The following is a 17,379-nucleotide window of genomic DNA, read 5'->3' as shown; positions in this document are numbered from 1 at the left end:
CTCTCCACTTATCGGGGTTCGAAGTCCCATCAATTACTGGTTCTGTGCTGCGATCGACTTGCTGGGCGTTTCTTCAGTTACGAAGTCAAAGCCTCGCTCCTCCATCTCCTCGAGGTACCGTTCCGCGTCGAGACCGCTGGTCTCGGTGATAAAGATGCCGTCCTCATCGACGGCACCGTCGGCCATGAGCTGGAGCGTGACGGACAGCGGGACGCCGACGTAGCAGCCGTACTCGCGCATCACGGTGATCTCCTCGACGTCGAAGAACGGGGACGGCTGCTCCAGGTGGAAGACGGCACGGTCGTCCTGACCGTCTACGGTTCCGGTTACCTCCGCCGAAAGGATGGTCTGGGGCGTCCACTCCGTCTCGGGTGACAGTTCTTCGGGGGACTTCCACTGCGTTTCGAGCTCCAGTCCCTGGTTCTTCACCTGCTGTTGCATGACTTCGACGGGGTCGACCTCCGCTCCGTCGACCTCGAGGCTGTCCGTCTCGAACGCGTTCGATGCGTGGAGGGTCCGCTCGTAGCGCTTCCATTCCTCGTGCCACGCACCGCGCGTAATGATGCTGTCGACGTTCTTCTCCTGTGCGACCGGCGACTGCGGGAAGGTGATCGGTTCGGGGTGAGAGATGACGTACGTCTCCGCTTCGCCGATCGGGTCCGGGAACTCGAACATGCGCTGTTCGCTGAACGCCGGGAGGTCGTCGATGACCTCGCCGTCTTCCCACTTCGCCCGTTCGTCGACGTCGGGGTCGTGTTCGTAGGTGACCGTGTCCGTGAGTCCGGGCGTCGTCTGGGTGAGGAGACGCCACATCCCCCAGTAGAAATTGACGTCTTCGACGTCGTCGAACTGTTCACAGGCGGCCATTCCGAGCGCGATAGTGCTTACGAGACCTCCATTAGCGAACCAGAGGGAGTTCCCCGCCTCGGCGAACTCCTCGGATCGGTCGAGTACCTCCTCGAAGTCGAACGCGTTCAGATCGACGCCCGTGAGGTCGCCCACCTCTTGCATCGCATCGAGGACGTTCTCCTCGAACGGGTAGGGCAAGCCGTTGACGACGTAGTCGGCGCCCTCGAGAACCCGCGCGATATCGTCCGTGTCGGTCGCGTCGACGGATTCGAACCGAAATCGGTCGTCGTCGATGACCTCGAGGAGGCGGCGCGCGTTTTCTTCGTCAGCGTCCGCCACGACGATTTCGTCGAAGTCGTTCGTCTGATGGAGGTCGTAGACGCAGCCCGCTGCCATCGCTCCTGAGCCGCCTAGTACAACAGTCTTGCTACTCATATAGCGATTTAACAACCGACTCGGACCGGCTTAAAACTAGGGGAAGACGCGGAGCGATTCGATCGCTACCCCGCCGCATATCTGTGAGGCGACTGCTCGCGGGCATCTTCCGCCCGGAATCTCTTTGTCGATCGGCTACGATATCAGTGTATGGCGATCGTGGCAGCAATCGACGATTCGGAGCGAGCAGCACACGTTCTCCGAGAAGCACAGACGCTAGCGGCCAATTTCGACGAAGCGGTACACGCGGTTCACGTCCTCCAACGATCGGAACTCGTCGAAGTCCTCGAGAAAGACGTCGAGGGACAGGCCCTGGCTGATAATTACGAAGTGCAACAAATTGGAGAGAATATCGTGTCTCGAGCGACGGGAGAGTCGACACTGCCGGAACCCACCGTATCGGTACGCGTCGGAGATCCCGCGGCCGAGATCACGGCGTACGCTGAGGAGCAGGATGCGCGATACGTCGTTATCGGTGGACGGAAGCGGTCGCCGACCGGGAAGGCGCTGTTCGGAAGCGTAACACAGAAGATGATATTCGAGTCGCCTGCGCCGGTCGTTAGCGTCGCTCTCGACTGATTCTCACGGAACAACTGCGGAGTTCACGCACTATCTCCAGTGAGGCGGTTAGTACTGAGGGAGGAGACGGCCGACCCGTAGTCTCGAGAACGGAACGGGAGAGACCGCCGAGTGAACCGAACCTCAGTCGTCGGAACCGCCCATCCAGCCGGGACGGCGCTCCGAGAGATAACCGACGACCGTTTGTTGGTTCTCGTTCTCGCGGTCGGCTTTCTTGTAGCGTTCGGTCAACAAGACGGGGCGAGTCCGCTCGAGTTCGATGGTGAGTCCGACGAAACACAGTCCAATGAGGAACGCGATTGGGAACCCGAGCAAGACGACGAAGTTCTGGAGTGCGTCGAGACCGCCGGTGATGAGCAGAAGCGAGGAGAGCAAGCCCACGAGTCCGCCCCAGATGACGCGGTTGATCGTCGAGGGATACTCGCTCCCGTCGGTGGTGAACATCGCGAGGCTCAGCGTCGTCGAGTCGACGGTCGTGATGAGGAACGTGAGCACGAGCAGCAGGTAGGCGGCGGCGAAGACGCCCCCGAAGGGAATGAGGGTCTCGAACAGCGGGAACGCGGCGACTTCGCGGCCTTGCTCGAACACGATTGAGAGCAGATCGACGGTGCCTCTCGTCTGCACCCACAGCGACGAGCCGCCCATGACGATGAACCAGGGGAACGAGGCTGCGGTGGTTCCGATAAGCCCCGCAAAAACGACTTGCCGGATCGTTCGACCGCGACAGATCCGCGTGATGAAGATACCGATCATCGGCGCGAACGAGAACCACCAGGCCCAGTAGAAGATGGTCCAGCTACCGACCCACTCGCCGCCGTTCGCCGAGTTCGAATAGAGGCTCATATCGACGAAGCTGTTGACGTACCCGCCGAGCGCCTCTGATCCGGTGTTGAGCAAGAACGACGTCGGACCGAACACGAACGCCACCAGGAGGAGGAACACGAAAAGGTACATATTGAACGTCGAGACGCGACGAATACCGCGTTTGACGCCCAGGGCCGCGGAAACGGTAAATCCGACGGTAAGGCCGACGGTCACCAGTATCGTTCCGACGTTTCCGACCTCGACGCCGTAATTGTAGGAGATCCCGCCGAGGAACTGGGTGACGACGAACCCGAGCGAGACGGCGACGCCGCCCACCGAGACGATCACCATCAGGAGGTCGAGCGGTTTCACCCAATTCTTATCGAGGTTCTCGACGCCGATGAAGGGTGCGAACACGGTTGACGGTTTGATCGGAGCGCCCTTCCGGTGGACGTAGTAGGCGATCGTCACGCCGACGATCAGGTACGCCGACCAGGGGGAGATACCCCAGTGAAGCATCGTATACTGGATCGCGTCGGGGACGGCAGCGGCGTTCTCGGCTTCGGAACCGAAATACGGCGGTCCCGAAGAGTAGTGGAACAGCGCTTCGGCCGGACCGTAGAAGACCAGCCCGGTCGAGAGCCCCGCGGAGAACAACATCGCGAGGAACGAGGAGTACGAGAATTCCGGCTCCTCGTCGGGGCCGCCCAGCTTGATTTTACCCCACGGTCCGACCAACAGCCACAGGCAGAACGCGACGGCGAGAAACATCGCCCAGAGGAATACCCAGCCGAGTTCGCTCCAGAGGAAATTATTCGCGTTCGTGAGGAACTCCCCCGCTGCATTCGGACGGGCGGCGATGAAGCCGATGGCGAGAAAGGTAGCGATCGCTCCGCCGAGGAAGACGAACGGATCGATCTCGTCACGGAGGGAAGCGATGGCGCTGTCTGAACCGGTACTCATAGGTAGACCACAACTGTGCCCTGTTCGACTTCCACGTCGTACGTCTCGACCGGCGGTTCGTCTCCCTCCAAGTCGGCACTGCAGCCCTCACAGCCGCCGTCGGCGACGGTATTCTCGTCTTCAGACGGTTCGACTCGCGTCTCGAACGTCTTGGCTTTCACCTTGTGGGGGTTGAAGACCGACTCGCCCGTCGTGACGTCGAACTCCCACCCGTGCCACGGACAGCGAACGACCCGCCCCGGCCGGACCCACTCGTACTTGCCAGGGCTGTTCGATTCCGTGGTGCCGCCGAGTTTCCCCTCGCAGAGCGGTGCGCGCTGGTGTGGGCAGTCGTTTTTCATCGCGTAGTACTCCCCGTCGACGTTGAAAACGCCGACCGAGAATCCGTCGAGGTCGACGATGCGCCGCTCGCCGGCGTCGAACTCGGCAGCCGGACAGATCTCGAATCGTTTTTTCGTCATTGGAATCACTTCAGTTTACTTCCGTCCGTCGGGAGGTCCCACAGCTCGGCCGCGTTCTCGTGTTTGATCGCTCTCTCCATGTCGTCGTCCATCGGCGGCAGCCCCCACGTGGGGTCGTCGCCATCCCAATGCGGATAGTCCGACGCGTAGATGAGCATCTCGTCCGCGTGCATCATCTCGAGGATCTGGTCGTGGAATTCCGGCCGTTCGGGCTCCTCGACGGGCTGGCTGGCGAACCAGACGTTGTTTCGGATGTAGTGGCTCGGTTTCTCTTCTAGCCACGGTACCTGCGAACGGAGCCCCTTCCAGTTCTTATCGAGTCGCCACATGAAGTGAGGGACCCACCCGTAGCCACCCTCGAGAAACGCCCATCGCAGGTCGGGATACTCGACGAGGACGCCCTCGGTGACGAGCGAGGCGAGCTGTCCCATGTAGTACGCGCCGAGGAGCGTGTGCCACTCGATGTAGCTGTTCGGGTGACCGGCACCGGTCGGCGGATTGCTCGTTCCGTGTCCCTCCGAGAACGGGTGGACCGCCATCGCGAGGTTCTGTTCTTCGGCGGCCTCGTACATCGGCCAGTACTGGGGCCGACCGTACGGCACTTCGGCTCCGCCGGGCAGCATCACTTGACGGATTTGCGGGTGATCACCGTATTCGCGGATGAGTTCCGCGGCTTTCTCTGGCGCCTTCGGTGCGACGTACATCGACCCGATAAACCGGTCGTCGACCGGAAGGACGTCGTTCACCAACCACTCGTTGAACGCTCGCGCGAGCTCGTTAGCGTAATCGCGGTGTGGCAGTGCCGCGAGATTGAACCACGAATTCCCGGTCAACATCGCGTAGTCGATATCGTGCTCGTCAAGGTGATCATCGCAGATCTTCTGGTGGTCAGTTCCCGGTTTATTCCCGTCCTCCGTTTTCTCGTCTTGGCGAAGGAACTCACCGGGGTTCCGGTATAACAGCTCCGGCAGTACAAGGCCATCGTCTCTGTAGCGTTCCGGGAGGTATTGGGCGATCGCTTCGTCGTCCGCCCACCGCTGGTGGACGTCTGCATCGACTAACGTTAGCTCCGACTCTGAGCGACGGTCCGTTCTCGCTCCCTGGGTATCCTGTGCCATGATCCAAGTAGACATACCATCACGACCCCAGATAAACCTTTCTCTATTTTAGATGATGAAATCAGCCACATGAACGCTTCAATAGAGGGTATTCGGCAGAAGAGCGATTCAGGTCCTACTTAAAAATAGCCGCTACATTCGTTATTATCGAATGAATCGGTGAGAACATAGTTATCAATTATGATTATAACGATAGATCCTGGGTGAAAGCCGATTCTCCGATCGCAATATTCGACAATTCCGAATGTATATGTGTGGTGCCGCCGCTAGACGGAATATGGATGACGAAGCAAATCGTCCGATCAAGGCCTTGTTGACGATGGACGATATCGTGACGACGCTCGAGGAAGACGGTGAACGCGGTGTCACAGCGATCGCCGAGGCGATCAACAGACCGCCTAGCATCGTCCACGACTACCTGAGCACGCTTCGGCAGTTGGGGTACGTGGTGCAAGACGACAGCGGTGCATACAAACTCAGTCTCCGATACGTGGAACTCGGGGGACGCGTCCGCGATACTGAAACGCTGTACAACGTGGCGAAGCCGGAGGTGAACACCCTCGCCGAAAAAACCAGCAGCGAATTCGTCACGCTGTCCGTCGAACAAAACGGAATGTGCGTCGCACTCGATGTCGTCCAGAACGACCTCAGTATCTCGTACGGCTTTACCGTCGGGACGCACTTTCACATGCACTGTTCGGCCGTCGGAAAAGTGATTCTCGCGCAGTACTCCGACGAACGCGTAACTGAAATACTCGACAGACACGGAATGCCCGCCCACACAGAGAACACGATTACGGACCGTGACGAACTTGAGGAGGAGTTCGAACGGATCCGCGAGAGCGACGTCTCGTTCGACCGCGAAGAATACAGGATGGGGATGGCGTCGATCTCGACGGTCATCGAGGATTCGACTGGAACCGCGCTAGGCGGCCTCAGTATTACTGGTCCTGCACATCGGTTGCGAGAGTCCGACGTCAAAGAGGAACTCCGAAGAGAACTCCTCTCGGCCAGAAACATAATCGAACTCAACTATAGTTCGAGTGATACGACCATCTGAATCGATTTCTCCGTCAAAAACGGCTATCTCTCTCGAGTAGTTCCCTCAGAAGTCTGTATACTGATCCTGTAAAGGATAGTTCTGTACAACAGAACGGAGTGACACACCCCGTTGTGGCAGCTACATGAATTACAATAATACGATCGTAATTTGAGGTCCGTATTCCGATCAAGGGTAACTCAACCAGGCAGTGTTTCGTGTGAAGGAAAGGCGAGACGAACGGTACCGACCAGCAGAACGGAACGATCGGGTAGTACCGCTCTTCAGGCAAACGACCGAGCGTACGGTCCGCAACTCGCAGTCAATCGGAGGGAGAGATCCGGACGGCGCTACGGTAGTGGAAACGAAGCACAGAGCTGGCGTTCTGTCGAGCAGAACATTTTGGAGCCAACTACAAGTACACCCAGTGACTACGCTTCGACTATGGACCGCACGAACGCTCCCGTCGAATCGATTACCACCCTCTTATCAGTGGTAGAACACCTCGAGCAGGCGGACGAGTCGGGTGTGACCGAAATCGCAAATTCGGTCGGCGTTTCGAAAAGCACCGTGCACAACCATCTGACAACGCTTCGCGAAAGCGGGTACGTCGTGAACGAGGGCGGTCGATATCGACTCGGGCTCCGTTTCCTTCGCATCGGCGAGACGACGCGGATGCAGACGGACCTGTTCGAGATCGCGCGACCGCAGATCGAAGTCCTCGTCGAGGGGCTGGACTTAGTGGGTAATCTCACCGTCGAAGAGCAGGGAGAAGGCGTCTACCTGTACCGATCCCGCGGAAGCGACGACATCCGATTTTCGACGCGGGCCGGCGAGAGACACGACTTACATTGTACGGCTACCGGAAAATCGATTCTCGCTCACGCGTCGTCGGATCGGCTTGAGACGCTCCTCGAACGGATGGAACTAGTCGGTCACACCGAGAACACGATCACCGAGAAGGGAGAGCTGCTGGACGAACTCGACCGGATCCGTGATCGCGGTGCCGCGTTCGACGAAGAGGAGTACGGTCCCGGGCTCCGGTGCGTCGGGGTTCCGGTGTTCGGTTCCGACGACGCGGTAATCGGCGCGATTAGTCTCTCGGGAGCCGCAGCCGACATGAAAGAGGAGTGGTATCAGGAAACCCTTCCGGACCGATTACGTGCGACGAAGAACCGAATCGAAGTGAATATTCGCGATTACTAATACACACAGTGCCGTTTTTCGCAGGAAAGCCTGCAAAACGTATATATGTGGAATCGACCAACAGGCGTCTGATGGCAGCGTCCCATTACGAGTGCACGAACTGCGGCACAGAGCTGGATTACAAGACCACGAAGCATAATGGCTGTCCGAGTTGCGGATTCATGCCGCCCCATAGCGCAGATTGAGGCGAATTAGAGGCGAATACGAGCCGCGCGGGAGGCCGTTGCGAATCGCCGTCCGACACGGATGCAGCTAGGTCATTGCAGTTGTTAGAGACAGGACACGGCAGGACATTTTCACAGAATCTCCGCTTCGCGCACGGCGACACCGAGCGTGCGCTCGAAGCGTGAGCTCGAGCGCCGAAACGGCGATCACAGACAGCTTCGTGGCGGTACCGACGGTTCAGTACTCATCACCCATATTGCGACAGGAGAGTTAGCAGCCGAGTCGGCTGCTGTGAGCGTTCTGGAGCGGACGGTGATCGACGGAAACGCTCATGTCGCTGTATCGGCGGCGGCGAGCGTTTCGAACGCGCCCGAACACGGTAGTCTAGCGATTCACCGGCGTCGGAAGGGGCGAATACCCGCGGCACCGCAACTGACGTATACCAGCAGAGAGAACGCACAGATGGAATGGCAACAGAGTACGAGAATTATATCGACGGACAGTGGATCGAATCGGAAAGCGGCGACACGTTCGAGGTTCGAAACCCTGCGAACGCCGACGAGATCGTCGCACGGTATCAGGCATCGACGCGCGACGACGTCGAAACCGCGATCGACGTTGCGGTCGCCGCCCAGGACGACTGGGCCGGCACCCCCGGACCGAGCCGCTGTCAGATCCTCAAGGAGGCCGGAAAGCGCCTCGACGCGCGGAAGGACGACGTTACGGAGACGCTCGTTCGCGAGGAAGGAAAGACCCGGAGCGAGGCCGCCGGCGAAGTCCAACGCGCGATCGACATTTTCTACTACTACGCGGAGAAAGCCCGCGATATCGGCGGAACGTCGAAGGCGCCGAGCGCGCCCGGAAAGGAACTCCATACGAAGCGCGAACCGCTTGGGACGGTCGGGCTCATCACGCCCTGGAACTACCCCATCGCGATTCCGGCCTGGAAACTCGCGCCGGCGCTGGCCACCGGAAACACTCTGGTCATCAAGCCGGCCACTCAGGCGCCGAATATGACGCGAGTTATTTTCGAGTGTCTCGACGACGCGGGGCTTCCCGACGGCGTCGCGAACTTCGTGACGGGTTCCGGCAGCGAGGTCGGAGCCCCGCTGGCGTCCCACGACGACATCGACGGCGTCTCGTTTACCGGCAGCACGTCGGTCGGAACGGCGGTCGCCCAGTCCGCGGCGGATGACCTCAAACGGGTCCAGTGCGAGATGGGTGGGAAGAATCCGACGGTTGTCATGCCCAGCGCCGACATCGACGACGCTGTCGACATCGTCGGCGTCGGGGCGTTCGGAACCACGGGCCAGTCGTGTACCGCCTGCTCTCGAGCGATCGTCCACGAAGAGATCTACGACGAGTTCGTCGACACGATCAGCGACTACGCGGAATCACTCGAGGTCGGGGCGGGGCTCGACGATCCCGATATGGGCCCGCACGTCAGTGAATCGGAACTCGAGAGCACGCTCGAGTACGTCGACATCGCTCGCGAGGACGGGGCGACACTGCAAACGGGCGGAAGCGAGGTTGACGGCGGAGCGTTCGACGACGGCTACTACGTCGAGCCGACCGTCTTCAGCGACGTCGAGAGCGAGATGCGAATCGCTCAGGAGGAGGTCTTCGGTCCGGTGCTCGCAGTCTTGAAGGTGAGTGACTTCGAGGAGGGCGTCGAGGTCGCCAACGACGTCGAGTTTGGTCTCTCCGCGAGTATCGTCACGCAGGATCTCACCGAAGCGAACCGATTCGTCGACGATGTCGAAGCGGGCGTCGCGAAGGTCAACGAGAAAACGACGGGGCTCGAACTCCACGTCCCGTTCGGCGGCTACAAGAACTCGTCGACGAACACGTACCGGGAACAGGGCGACGCCGCAATCGATTTCTTCACCAGCACGAAAACCGTCTACATGAACTACTGACCGCACCTCCCACGGCCCTCTGTCTATAGGTTTATTGGGCCCGTTCAGACACCGGAGACCGCGTCTCTATGGAACTCCCCGGCACGACGCTTCGTGCTCTCATCCTCCATACGAAAGGCGATTATCGGGAGCGATTCGAGACACCACAAGCATTACACTTCGAGAGGACTAGTGTGACAGTATCATGCATAGCAGTGCGGAACTAGACGACGAATCGTTCGACTACGTCCAGAACGGTCGATCCATTCGACGGGCGGACGTCATGCCGTCGATCGACGCGCATAGCCGTCTCGGTGTCGTCGAACGGCGGCAGTTCGACGCGCTCGGAGCGACCGCCTTCATCTACTCTCGTGTCCGTGCATTTTACGATCTGTACCGACAGGATCGTATTTCAACCGCGTCGGTCGTTGCGGACACCATCGATGAGGATACGAGAGTCGCCAATTACCTGGAAGAGAACGGATTTTACGCGTATCCCGACTTCTACACGTTTCAAGCCACAGCGGAACTGGTCGATTACCTCTGGTTCGATATCTGGCCCGACCACAAGCAGGTTCACGTCGGGACGGACTCGGAAACCACTCTCCGCGCGATAAACGATCGAGCGATCACCACTCTTCTGGTACCGAACGGATCGCCGTCCCCATCGTCACTGGCCCCGGAAACTCGGGAAAGTGCGGAGCGGCGAATCGAGAACTGCTACCTGTACTCGCCGGACGGCGATCTCGACGATCCGGACGTCTCCGTCCAGATTGAAACGGACTCCCTTGAAGAGTGGATCGAGACGACCTTCGATACTGTCGACACCGACCCCGATAGCGTTCGAGACGAATGCATCCAGTACTGGCGAGACCGACTTGCGAACCAACCACTCGAGCAAGACTTCAAACGGATCGATCTCGATCGGGCGCTCCACTATCTCCCTGATTCCGACCGGTAGAACAGTCGGTACAGACTCTTCTCCGGTCGGGTTCGCTCTCAGCGTGACCTGAATTTACGCTTTCAGACCGTCGCCATCGAACACGACGCTACAGACGGCAGAGCCAAGAATTTAATACTAATTTCCACGATACGCATTGTGCGGGCTGATACCAGCCAACTCGATAAGAGGAGAAGTCCAGCGCATTGAGCAGGTCCAGTACCCATGAAGCGGACACGTATCTCGGTGAGCACGGATATCACGAGTGTGATGAAGAGACGGAACGTTCAGGTGAGCACCGTCGACAGAACTCGAGCGGGGGACCGCGTATGCAGATAGAATCGATCGACGTCTACCAAGTCGACCTCCCCTACTCGGGTGGCGTCTACCACCTCTCCGACGGCCGGACGTACTCTGAGTTCGACGTGACGATCGTTTGACTCGTCACTGACGACGGCCTGAAAGAGTGGGAGAATCAACTCCGTTCGGTCCGGACTACGTCACCGCCTACGCACGACACCGACATTGAGGAGTGTATCGCCCGTGTACCGTTCGAACTATTCGACTTCAACTACACCATCGCTGACTGGCACCACGAATCAAAACCCATCGATGCGATGGCCCATGCGCACGTCCTCCTGTTCGTCAAGGGCTGGAACGGAGAGACCGCATTCAAGAACCATCTCGATAACAACCGTGAACTTGCCGAACCGATGGAGTTCGACTCCCCACCAAGGCAGAAAGCGCTCTGGAAAGCGTGGGGGGAGCGTTTCAGCGAACGCCACCGGAAGGCTCTCCAGCGCAGCGCCGAGGAGGTCGTCGGCCTCGCTCGGTACTACGGCGTGCCCACGCCCGACGATGTTTTCCAACTGAGTGATGATGGCCCGAACAAGACCGAGTCACAGCTGACCGTTGAGAAGACGCGGGAGGTCTAGGAACACGCGAAGCCGTTCATCACGCATGCGTTCCATCTTCAGCGTAGGGAGAACGTCCAGATTCCGAAGTCCGCGTTCTGGGAGTAACATGCGTTCATGGGGTCCCGGAAGGACATGGTCGCCGAGTCCGGACATACCTCGTTTCTGGCGAGTACTCGCCGCGAGCACGTGTCGACGGGCTCGAACCACAGGTATCAGATTCGGAAGTACGAGACCGAGGAAATCCGGCGGATGCTCTGGAATGCGACGAAGAGCCTCGTCGAGCGCGCTCGCCGTGATAGCGGACGTGTCGGTTCGCTCACTGCGGCGATCGTCATCACGAAGGGCCACCCGTACACGGGGAAGTACCAACGGAATCTTTGGACTCATCGAAATACGTCTCGACCTCCTATGTGAGCCTCGTCGAGTCCATGGGCTTCGATCTCAGGGAATGATTGCTTCTCGACTATTCCTCGCCCGATCACTCGAAGCCCGTAGCATTCGATCGGCTGACCCTCGTCAGAATAAGTACATATTCGATTACATTACCCGTGAAACTTGTTCCAGATAGTGTTCATACATATCTATTAGCCGTAGGGGATACTCAGCGAATGCCACTGTCCTGTGTAACGCATCTTAAACTCGTGGTCCATTCGGTTCTCATCGATTCCTTCCTCGTAGAGACGTTCCACGATTTCGGCCTCCATCTCTTCGAAGGTATCCTCGATGTCATCAATGACTTAGTTGTGCCCGCGATGAACGTCTGGGAGAGTTCGTATTCGATGTCGACGAGCAAACAGCCCAATGCGGAGTTGGTGTCCGAGTAGGTAGCACAATTACGTTCAGGATGTTTTTCTCTCGAGCGACGTAGCCAGGTGGTGCGACTTCGTGACCGAGACCAGCACCAAATATATAATCACGCGAATAATAGTATAAAGATATCCAGTATCTTTATTACTTTCTGGCCAGCAGACCTTGGGTATGGTAGCGATAAACGCGTTCGTCATTGGCATAGCTATTTCAATTGTCATTTATATCCTCATTGGGGGCCTTGCCGGAAGATTAGTTGATGACATGGCAGACTACTACGTGGCAGGTCGAAACGCCCCAACGTTACTAATTGTTGGAACCTTGGTTGCTTCCTTCCTGAGCACTGTCGCTTTCCTCGGTGAAATGGGATTTGTCTATGACGGTTATGGATACCTTCTGTTAATAATGCTACCACTCAACACAGCCGGATACGTAATCGGGTCGTATTTCTTCGGTCGGTACGTCTACCAGATGAAACCGCTAACTATGCCAGAGTATTTCGGTACTCGGTTCAATTCAACCCGGGTGCGTGTTGTCGCAGGGGTGACACTAATACTTGGATTGAGTGTTTATCTGGTTGCTGTTACACAAGGACTGGCACTTCTACTCGGAGATATTGCCGAAATTAGATATGGAGTGAGTCTGTTTATAATCATGATTGCCTATCTCTCGTTCACCTTCTATTCCGGCTCACAGGGAGTGATCATTACTGATACAGTAATGTTCCTGCTCTTCGTTGGAGCAGCAGTGATAGGTGGCCCACTTCTCATCATGGCTGCAGGCGGATGGCCGGACGTTATCTACCAGTTGGCAGAAACAAGCCCTGATATGGTCACTTGGCATGGATTGATGGGTGAAGGGGACTACATGGGCGGTCCCATTGCGTCTCTCATTTGGGCAATGGTAATTGGATGTGTGTATGGGATTGTGGTAGGAATTAGCCCCTGGCAGACAAGCCGCTATATAATGGCTAAAGACGAACATGTTATCCTGCGCTCAGGGTTATTTAGTATGGGCGTGATCCTGTTGTTGTATCTCGTCTTGGTCTTATCTGTCCCAAGCGCCCGCTTGCTCAATCCGGATATCTCTCCCTCCGAAATCGTGTTTGTTTGGGCAAGTCAGAATGCCCTTCCATTAGGTGTGGGAGTAGTCGTAGTTTCCGGGATTCTGGCAGCTGGACTATCATCCTGTTCAACGTTCCTATCTCTCATTGGATTCAGTCTAAACCGAGATTTGGCAGAAGTGTCAAATATAGATCATCTTGAGGGATATACTGAAGACGATTACCTCCGCCTGAGTCGTCTCCTCATGATCGCTGTCGCTCTTGTTGTATTTGCCATAACGTTCTTCCAACCACCTGCTGTTATGTGGATCGGCTATTTCGCTGCGATCCTCTTCGCCGCCTCGTGGGGTCCGATTGGATTCATTAGCATTTACTCTGATCGAGTGACCGAATCTGGTGCCTTCTGGGGAATGTCCGTTGGTTTTATTACAGTTATCGTTGTGAAGGGAATAGAGAGGTTCGGCGGCGTGACAGTACCAGTATATCTTCATGCTGCAATCATTGGATTTGTGCTTAGTACTCTCACAATCATCGTGATGAGTTTTATCACTGAGCCTAGCGAAGAAGCGATTAAGCAGAGGCGAGAAATGGTTGCGTCAGTTAGCTCCTATGACAAAGGGAAAATAAAGCGGACATTAGGATATACGAAGTACCTTGCTGTTATGGGGGCAACGGTAGCAGGAATTCTTTATGTATTCTGGTATAGACCCTTCGCAGACGCTATGGGTCTAAGTGGTATGAATGGAAACATAACGTTAGTTATTTATTACGGAGCGGTTCCGATCGCGTTCGCCGCCCTCTCATATTGGCTAATTAGTAGGTGGAAAGCGAGCCCGGAAAGGACTCCTGATGTAACTAGTACAGAGCAGCCAAACCAAGCCGAATAAGTCAAACCTTCGTCGGCCTCCTCTGGCGCGACCTATTTTCGGTGCTGGGATGCATCTCAGCGTAACAAACAGGTCATTGAACTTTGGCTCCTGCTGGCGGTGTTCGGCGTGATTGCCGTCTCAATCTCGGCGGTCGCCTGTTTCCTCCAGAATGGTAACGAATCCTGTCGTGGCTGATCATCCTCAACAATATTAGGCTCTGTAGTTTCGGTACACAGCAGTTGATTTCACGGATATCTCACTCTCCGGCAGGGTTGTAGACGGTCGCTTTCAGCAGCATCTCACGGAACTCCAGCCACTAGCTACGCGCACGCACGGCAGCACCGAGCGTGCGCTTGATTGACGAGAAGACGGTTTCTGCCATGGGGCGCTGGTGGTACCGATCACCGTCCATGTGGGCGTTATGAGCATGATCGAGTGGATTCATAATCCTGTGCTTGATCAGCGGTCTGGTGCCGTTTTCGCGGAGTTCCTCGCGGAAGGCTTTCGCGCCGTAGCCTCGGTCGGCGGCGAGGCTTCGCAGGTCGCCGGCGTTACGCCGGGCGACCTGCGGGCCGATCTTCGCATCGTATTTCTTCGAGGTAGTCGTTTTGCCCTCTATCTCGATATAGCTCAGAGAGATTTATTTTCTGGAACCATTCCACAGGAATATATGCGAACTTATATTATGTGGGAAATTATCCCATTATCATATGATATGTAACATGAGGTAATTTTCAAATAGAAGGTATTATTTAGATAAGTATTGGAATAAAATATTGGCGGAGGATATCAGTACGTCCGTCGGTTTAGGATCGAATTATGTAAATAATTTCCGAATGCTGTGTTCATTCCGTTTCATTTTCTAATGATCATAATCAGAAGCTATTTGCCTAATCATATCAAAATTACGTGTGTGACAACATATGTCATTAACAAGCTCGGATAAGTGGTCCAAAAAAAAAGGCGCTAGTATCGTTTACATCTCTTCGACACAATCGCGGAACAAGAAGCACCAGCTAGGCAGTAAAGCAAATGGATCACACCCCACTCTTTGAACCAGCGCAGTTGGGACCGATTCAACTATCAAATCGAATTATGAGTTCAGGTCACCAGACGACACTTGTCCACGATCATCTCCCAACGGACGACTTCTTCGCTTACCATCTCACGCGAGCGCGTGGTGGTGCGGGACTAGTGGTCCTAGAAGCCCATTCTGTCCACGAGAGCGGACTGCTGACCGACCATACAATCGACGCCAGCACTGATGCTATTGTTGAAGCGTACGAACCGTTCGCCGAGGCAATACACGAGGCCGATACTCGCCTCATGGCGCAACTCTTCCACGGTGGACGCGAGCGCTACGCCGGCGAGTATGGGCCGCCCGCGCTCTCGGCCTCAGACGAACCTACCGATCGCCTGAACGTCATTCCACGACCGATGGAGACGGCAGAAGTGTACGAGATGATAGATGCCTTTGCCGATGCCGCAGTACGGATGGAGCAAGCCGGTCTTGACGGCGTCGAAATTGTTGGCTCGCACACCTACCTGCCGGCGCAGTTCTGGAGTCCGAATGTCAACAACCGGAACGACGAGTTTGGCGGCACACTCGAGAATCGCTGCCGATTCACCGTAGAGATCGCCGATCGAATTCGCGAACACACGACCGACAACTTCGTGGTCGGAATACGGCTGAGCGCCGAGGAACACTCCGAACAGGGACTCTCGTTCGACGAGACGCTCCCCATCATCGAACATATCGACAATACGACCTCGCTCGACTACTGGAGTGTCGTAGTCGGTAGTTCTAGCACGCATGAAGGCTGCAGTTACATTGTCCCGCCAGCTACCGAGTCAGAGACGGTCACGCAATCACCCGCCGCCGTCATCGATCAGGTAGTAGACGGGGAAATGATTGTTACATCCCGTATCAACACACCCGAGAAGGCGATGCGCATGCTTGACGAAACAGGTGCCGACGTGGTTGGGATGACTCGTGCACTTATCGCTGACCCTGAACTCCCGAGAAAGACAAAATCCGGGGAATGGGACGACGTGATTCCCTGCGTCGCCTGCAATCAGGGCTGCATTGGACGGTACCAAGAGGGTCTGCCGATTCGCTGCACTATCAATCCGGTTACCGGCCGCGAGGCAGAGTACAGCGACCTTGACTCGGTGACGACGCCCAAATCCGTCCTCGTCGTCGGCGGCGGTCCGGCCGGACTCGTCGCGGCAACGACGGCAGGCGAACGAGGCCACGACGTCACCCTCCTTGAAGCCACTGACAACCTCGGCGGTCAGGTGACCGCCTATGCCGACCTTGATCACCGTGGACGCTACGAAGATTGGCTGGCCACTCTCGAATCACGTCTCGACGAACATGATGTAACTGTTGAACTCAATACTCGATTTGAGCCGGACGATGTCGCCGCCTACGACTCCGACGAGTTCATTCTCGCAACAGGTGCAACGGGACGAAAACCTGAGATCCCTGTTACTGAGTCAGTACCAGCATACACCGCGGGTGAGGCACTCCGCGCCGACGATCCTTTCGGCGACGACGTTCTCGTCGCTGACTGGGACGGTAACGAGGCCGCCCTCGACGTCGCCATCGAAGCCACCGATGCCGGCGCGAATGTTGAGATTGTCACGGAGGCGTATACCCCTGGCGAGTCGGTTCAGCAGTATATTCAGAACACCCTTCTCGGCGACCTCTACGCCGAGGACGTAACACTGACGCCGCACTACCGCGTCGATGCCGTCATGGGTGATGAAGTCGCCCTTCAGAACGTCTTCAACGACGAGCGCGAGCGTCGCGACAGCGTCGATACTGTCGTCTTCGCCCACGGCGGCGAAGCCAACTGCGAACAGTACAATATCCTCTCAGAGGCCGACGTGTCGGTCCACCGCGTCGGTGACTGCTGGGCTCCCCGCTCACTCGACGAGTCTGTCTGGGAAGCCTTCGAGACGGCGACAAAACTCTGAGAATCAACTATTGACTACATACACGACAGAGACACCACATATAGCATTCAAATTACACGGATGAGCAAATCAAAGACCATTTTACGGCTTATGGCAACTCGTATGAAAGTATTAAACAACTCCTCGAAACAACCCGAGCGTCAAATCTAACTACGTCAGTTAAGGAGATGGAACGGCACTACACGTACGAATATCAGAAACCGACTCCTGGAAATGACTAAAGAACTGTCCATGGAGTACAATTCACAACATATAATCTGTGATGGGCTCGCCTCTAACGGGTT

At 56.6% G+C, this 17,379-nt stretch carries 13 protein-coding genes and 1 pseudogene; 9 read left to right on the top strand and 5 right to left on the bottom strand.

Annotated elements, in window-relative coordinates; translation table 11 throughout:
* Positions 1 to 33: 33 nt before the first annotated feature.
* Entirely contained in the window at positions 34 to 1,284 is a 1,251-nt protein-coding gene (locus HYG81_RS39060) for a saccharopine dehydrogenase family protein (protein WP_226777565.1), read from the bottom strand.
* A 150-nt stretch (positions 1,285 to 1,434) separates the two neighbouring features.
* Between HYG81_RS39060 and HYG81_RS39055 the strand changes: the two genes are divergently transcribed.
* Entirely contained in the window at positions 1,435 to 1,863 is a 429-nt protein-coding gene (locus HYG81_RS39055) for a universal stress protein (protein WP_226777564.1), read from the top strand.
* A 123-nt stretch (positions 1,864 to 1,986) separates the two neighbouring features.
* Here HYG81_RS39055 and HYG81_RS39050 read toward each other — a convergent pair whose 3' ends face one another.
* The 3 genes from HYG81_RS39050 to HYG81_RS39040 are packed head-to-tail and all read right to left on the bottom strand — an operon-like array spanning position 1,987 to position 5,209.
* Positions 1,987 to 3,630 carry a BCCT family transporter gene (locus HYG81_RS39050; protein ID WP_226777563.1) on the bottom strand — a complete coding sequence of 548 codons (1,644 nt, stop codon included), beginning with the start codon at positions 3,628 to 3,630 and terminating at the stop codon, positions 1,987 to 1,989.
* Positions 3,627 to 4,091 carry a Rieske (2Fe-2S) protein gene (locus tag HYG81_RS39045; protein WP_226777562.1) on the bottom strand — a complete coding sequence of 155 codons (465 nt, stop codon included), beginning with the start codon at positions 4,089 to 4,091 and terminating at the stop codon, positions 3,627 to 3,629. The genes HYG81_RS39050 and HYG81_RS39045 overlap by 4 nt, the downstream gene beginning before the upstream one ends.
* A 5-nt stretch (positions 4,092 to 4,096) precedes the next feature.
* Positions 4,097 to 5,209, bottom strand: coding sequence for an amidohydrolase family protein (locus tag HYG81_RS39040; RefSeq protein ID WP_226777561.1), 1,113 nt, complete (start codon positions 5,207 to 5,209; stop codon positions 4,097 to 4,099).
* Positions 5,210 to 5,486: 277 nt separating this feature from the next.
* Between HYG81_RS39040 and HYG81_RS39035 the strand changes: the two genes are divergently transcribed.
* The 7 genes from HYG81_RS39035 (at position 5,487) to HYG81_RS39005 (ending at position 14,131) form a co-directional block, all read left to right on the top strand.
* Positions 5,487 to 6,269, top strand: a complete 783-nt coding sequence (locus tag HYG81_RS39035; RefSeq protein WP_226777560.1) for an IclR family transcriptional regulator — start codon at positions 5,487 to 5,489, stop codon at positions 6,267 to 6,269.
* Between the two features lie 423 nt (positions 6,270 to 6,692).
* The gene (locus HYG81_RS39030; protein WP_226777559.1) at positions 6,693 to 7,454 is read left to right on the top strand and encodes an IclR family transcriptional regulator; all 762 of its coding nucleotides are present in this window, start codon (positions 6,693 to 6,695) and stop codon (positions 7,452 to 7,454) included.
* 632 nt (positions 7,455 to 8,086) lie between these two features.
* Positions 8,087 to 9,538 carry a 2,5-dioxovalerate dehydrogenase gene (gene xacF, locus HYG81_RS39025; RefSeq protein ID WP_226777558.1) on the top strand — a complete coding sequence of 484 codons (1,452 nt, stop codon included), beginning with the start codon at positions 8,087 to 8,089 and terminating at the stop codon, positions 9,536 to 9,538.
* Between the two features lie 184 nt (positions 9,539 to 9,722).
* A complete protein-coding gene (locus HYG81_RS39020) occupies positions 9,723 to 10,478 on the top strand; it encodes a hypothetical protein (RefSeq protein WP_226777557.1) in 756 nt (251 codons plus the stop codon).
* Between the two features lie 596 nt (positions 10,479 to 11,074).
* Complete coding sequence (locus HYG81_RS39015) at positions 11,075 to 11,392, top strand: hypothetical protein (RefSeq protein WP_226777556.1); 318 nt, start codon at positions 11,075 to 11,077, stop codon at positions 11,390 to 11,392.
* A gap of 590 nt (positions 11,393 to 11,982) precedes the next feature.
* Positions 11,983 to 12,198, top strand: a complete 216-nt coding sequence (locus tag HYG81_RS39010; RefSeq protein ID WP_226777555.1) for a hypothetical protein — start codon at positions 11,983 to 11,985, stop codon at positions 12,196 to 12,198.
* 154 nt (positions 12,199 to 12,352) lie between these two features.
* Positions 12,353 to 14,131: a sodium:solute symporter family protein gene (locus HYG81_RS39005; RefSeq protein WP_226777554.1), complete on the top strand. Its 1,779-nt coding sequence runs from the start codon at positions 12,353 to 12,355 to the stop codon at positions 14,129 to 14,131.
* A gap of 227 nt (positions 14,132 to 14,358) precedes the next feature.
* Here the strand turns inward: HYG81_RS39005 and HYG81_RS39000 are convergent.
* Positions 14,359 to 14,717 (bottom strand): annotated as a pseudogene (locus tag HYG81_RS39000) (transposase); the annotation flags it as partial.
* A gap of 428 nt (positions 14,718 to 15,145) precedes the next feature.
* Here HYG81_RS39000 and HYG81_RS38995 point away from each other — a divergent pair.
* Entirely contained in the window at positions 15,146 to 17,095 is a 1,950-nt protein-coding gene (locus tag HYG81_RS38995; protein ID WP_226777553.1) for an oxidoreductase, read from the top strand.
* Positions 17,096 to 17,379 lie beyond the last annotated feature (284 nt).

The organism is Natrinema zhouii (assembly GCF_013456555.2).
In the GTDB taxonomy this organism is placed as follows: Archaea; Halobacteriota; Halobacteria; order Halobacteriales; family Natrialbaceae; genus Natrinema; species Natrinema zhouii.
Note: the sequence above shows the minus strand (reverse complement) of the source record. Positions and strands in the feature narration are given on the sequence as shown.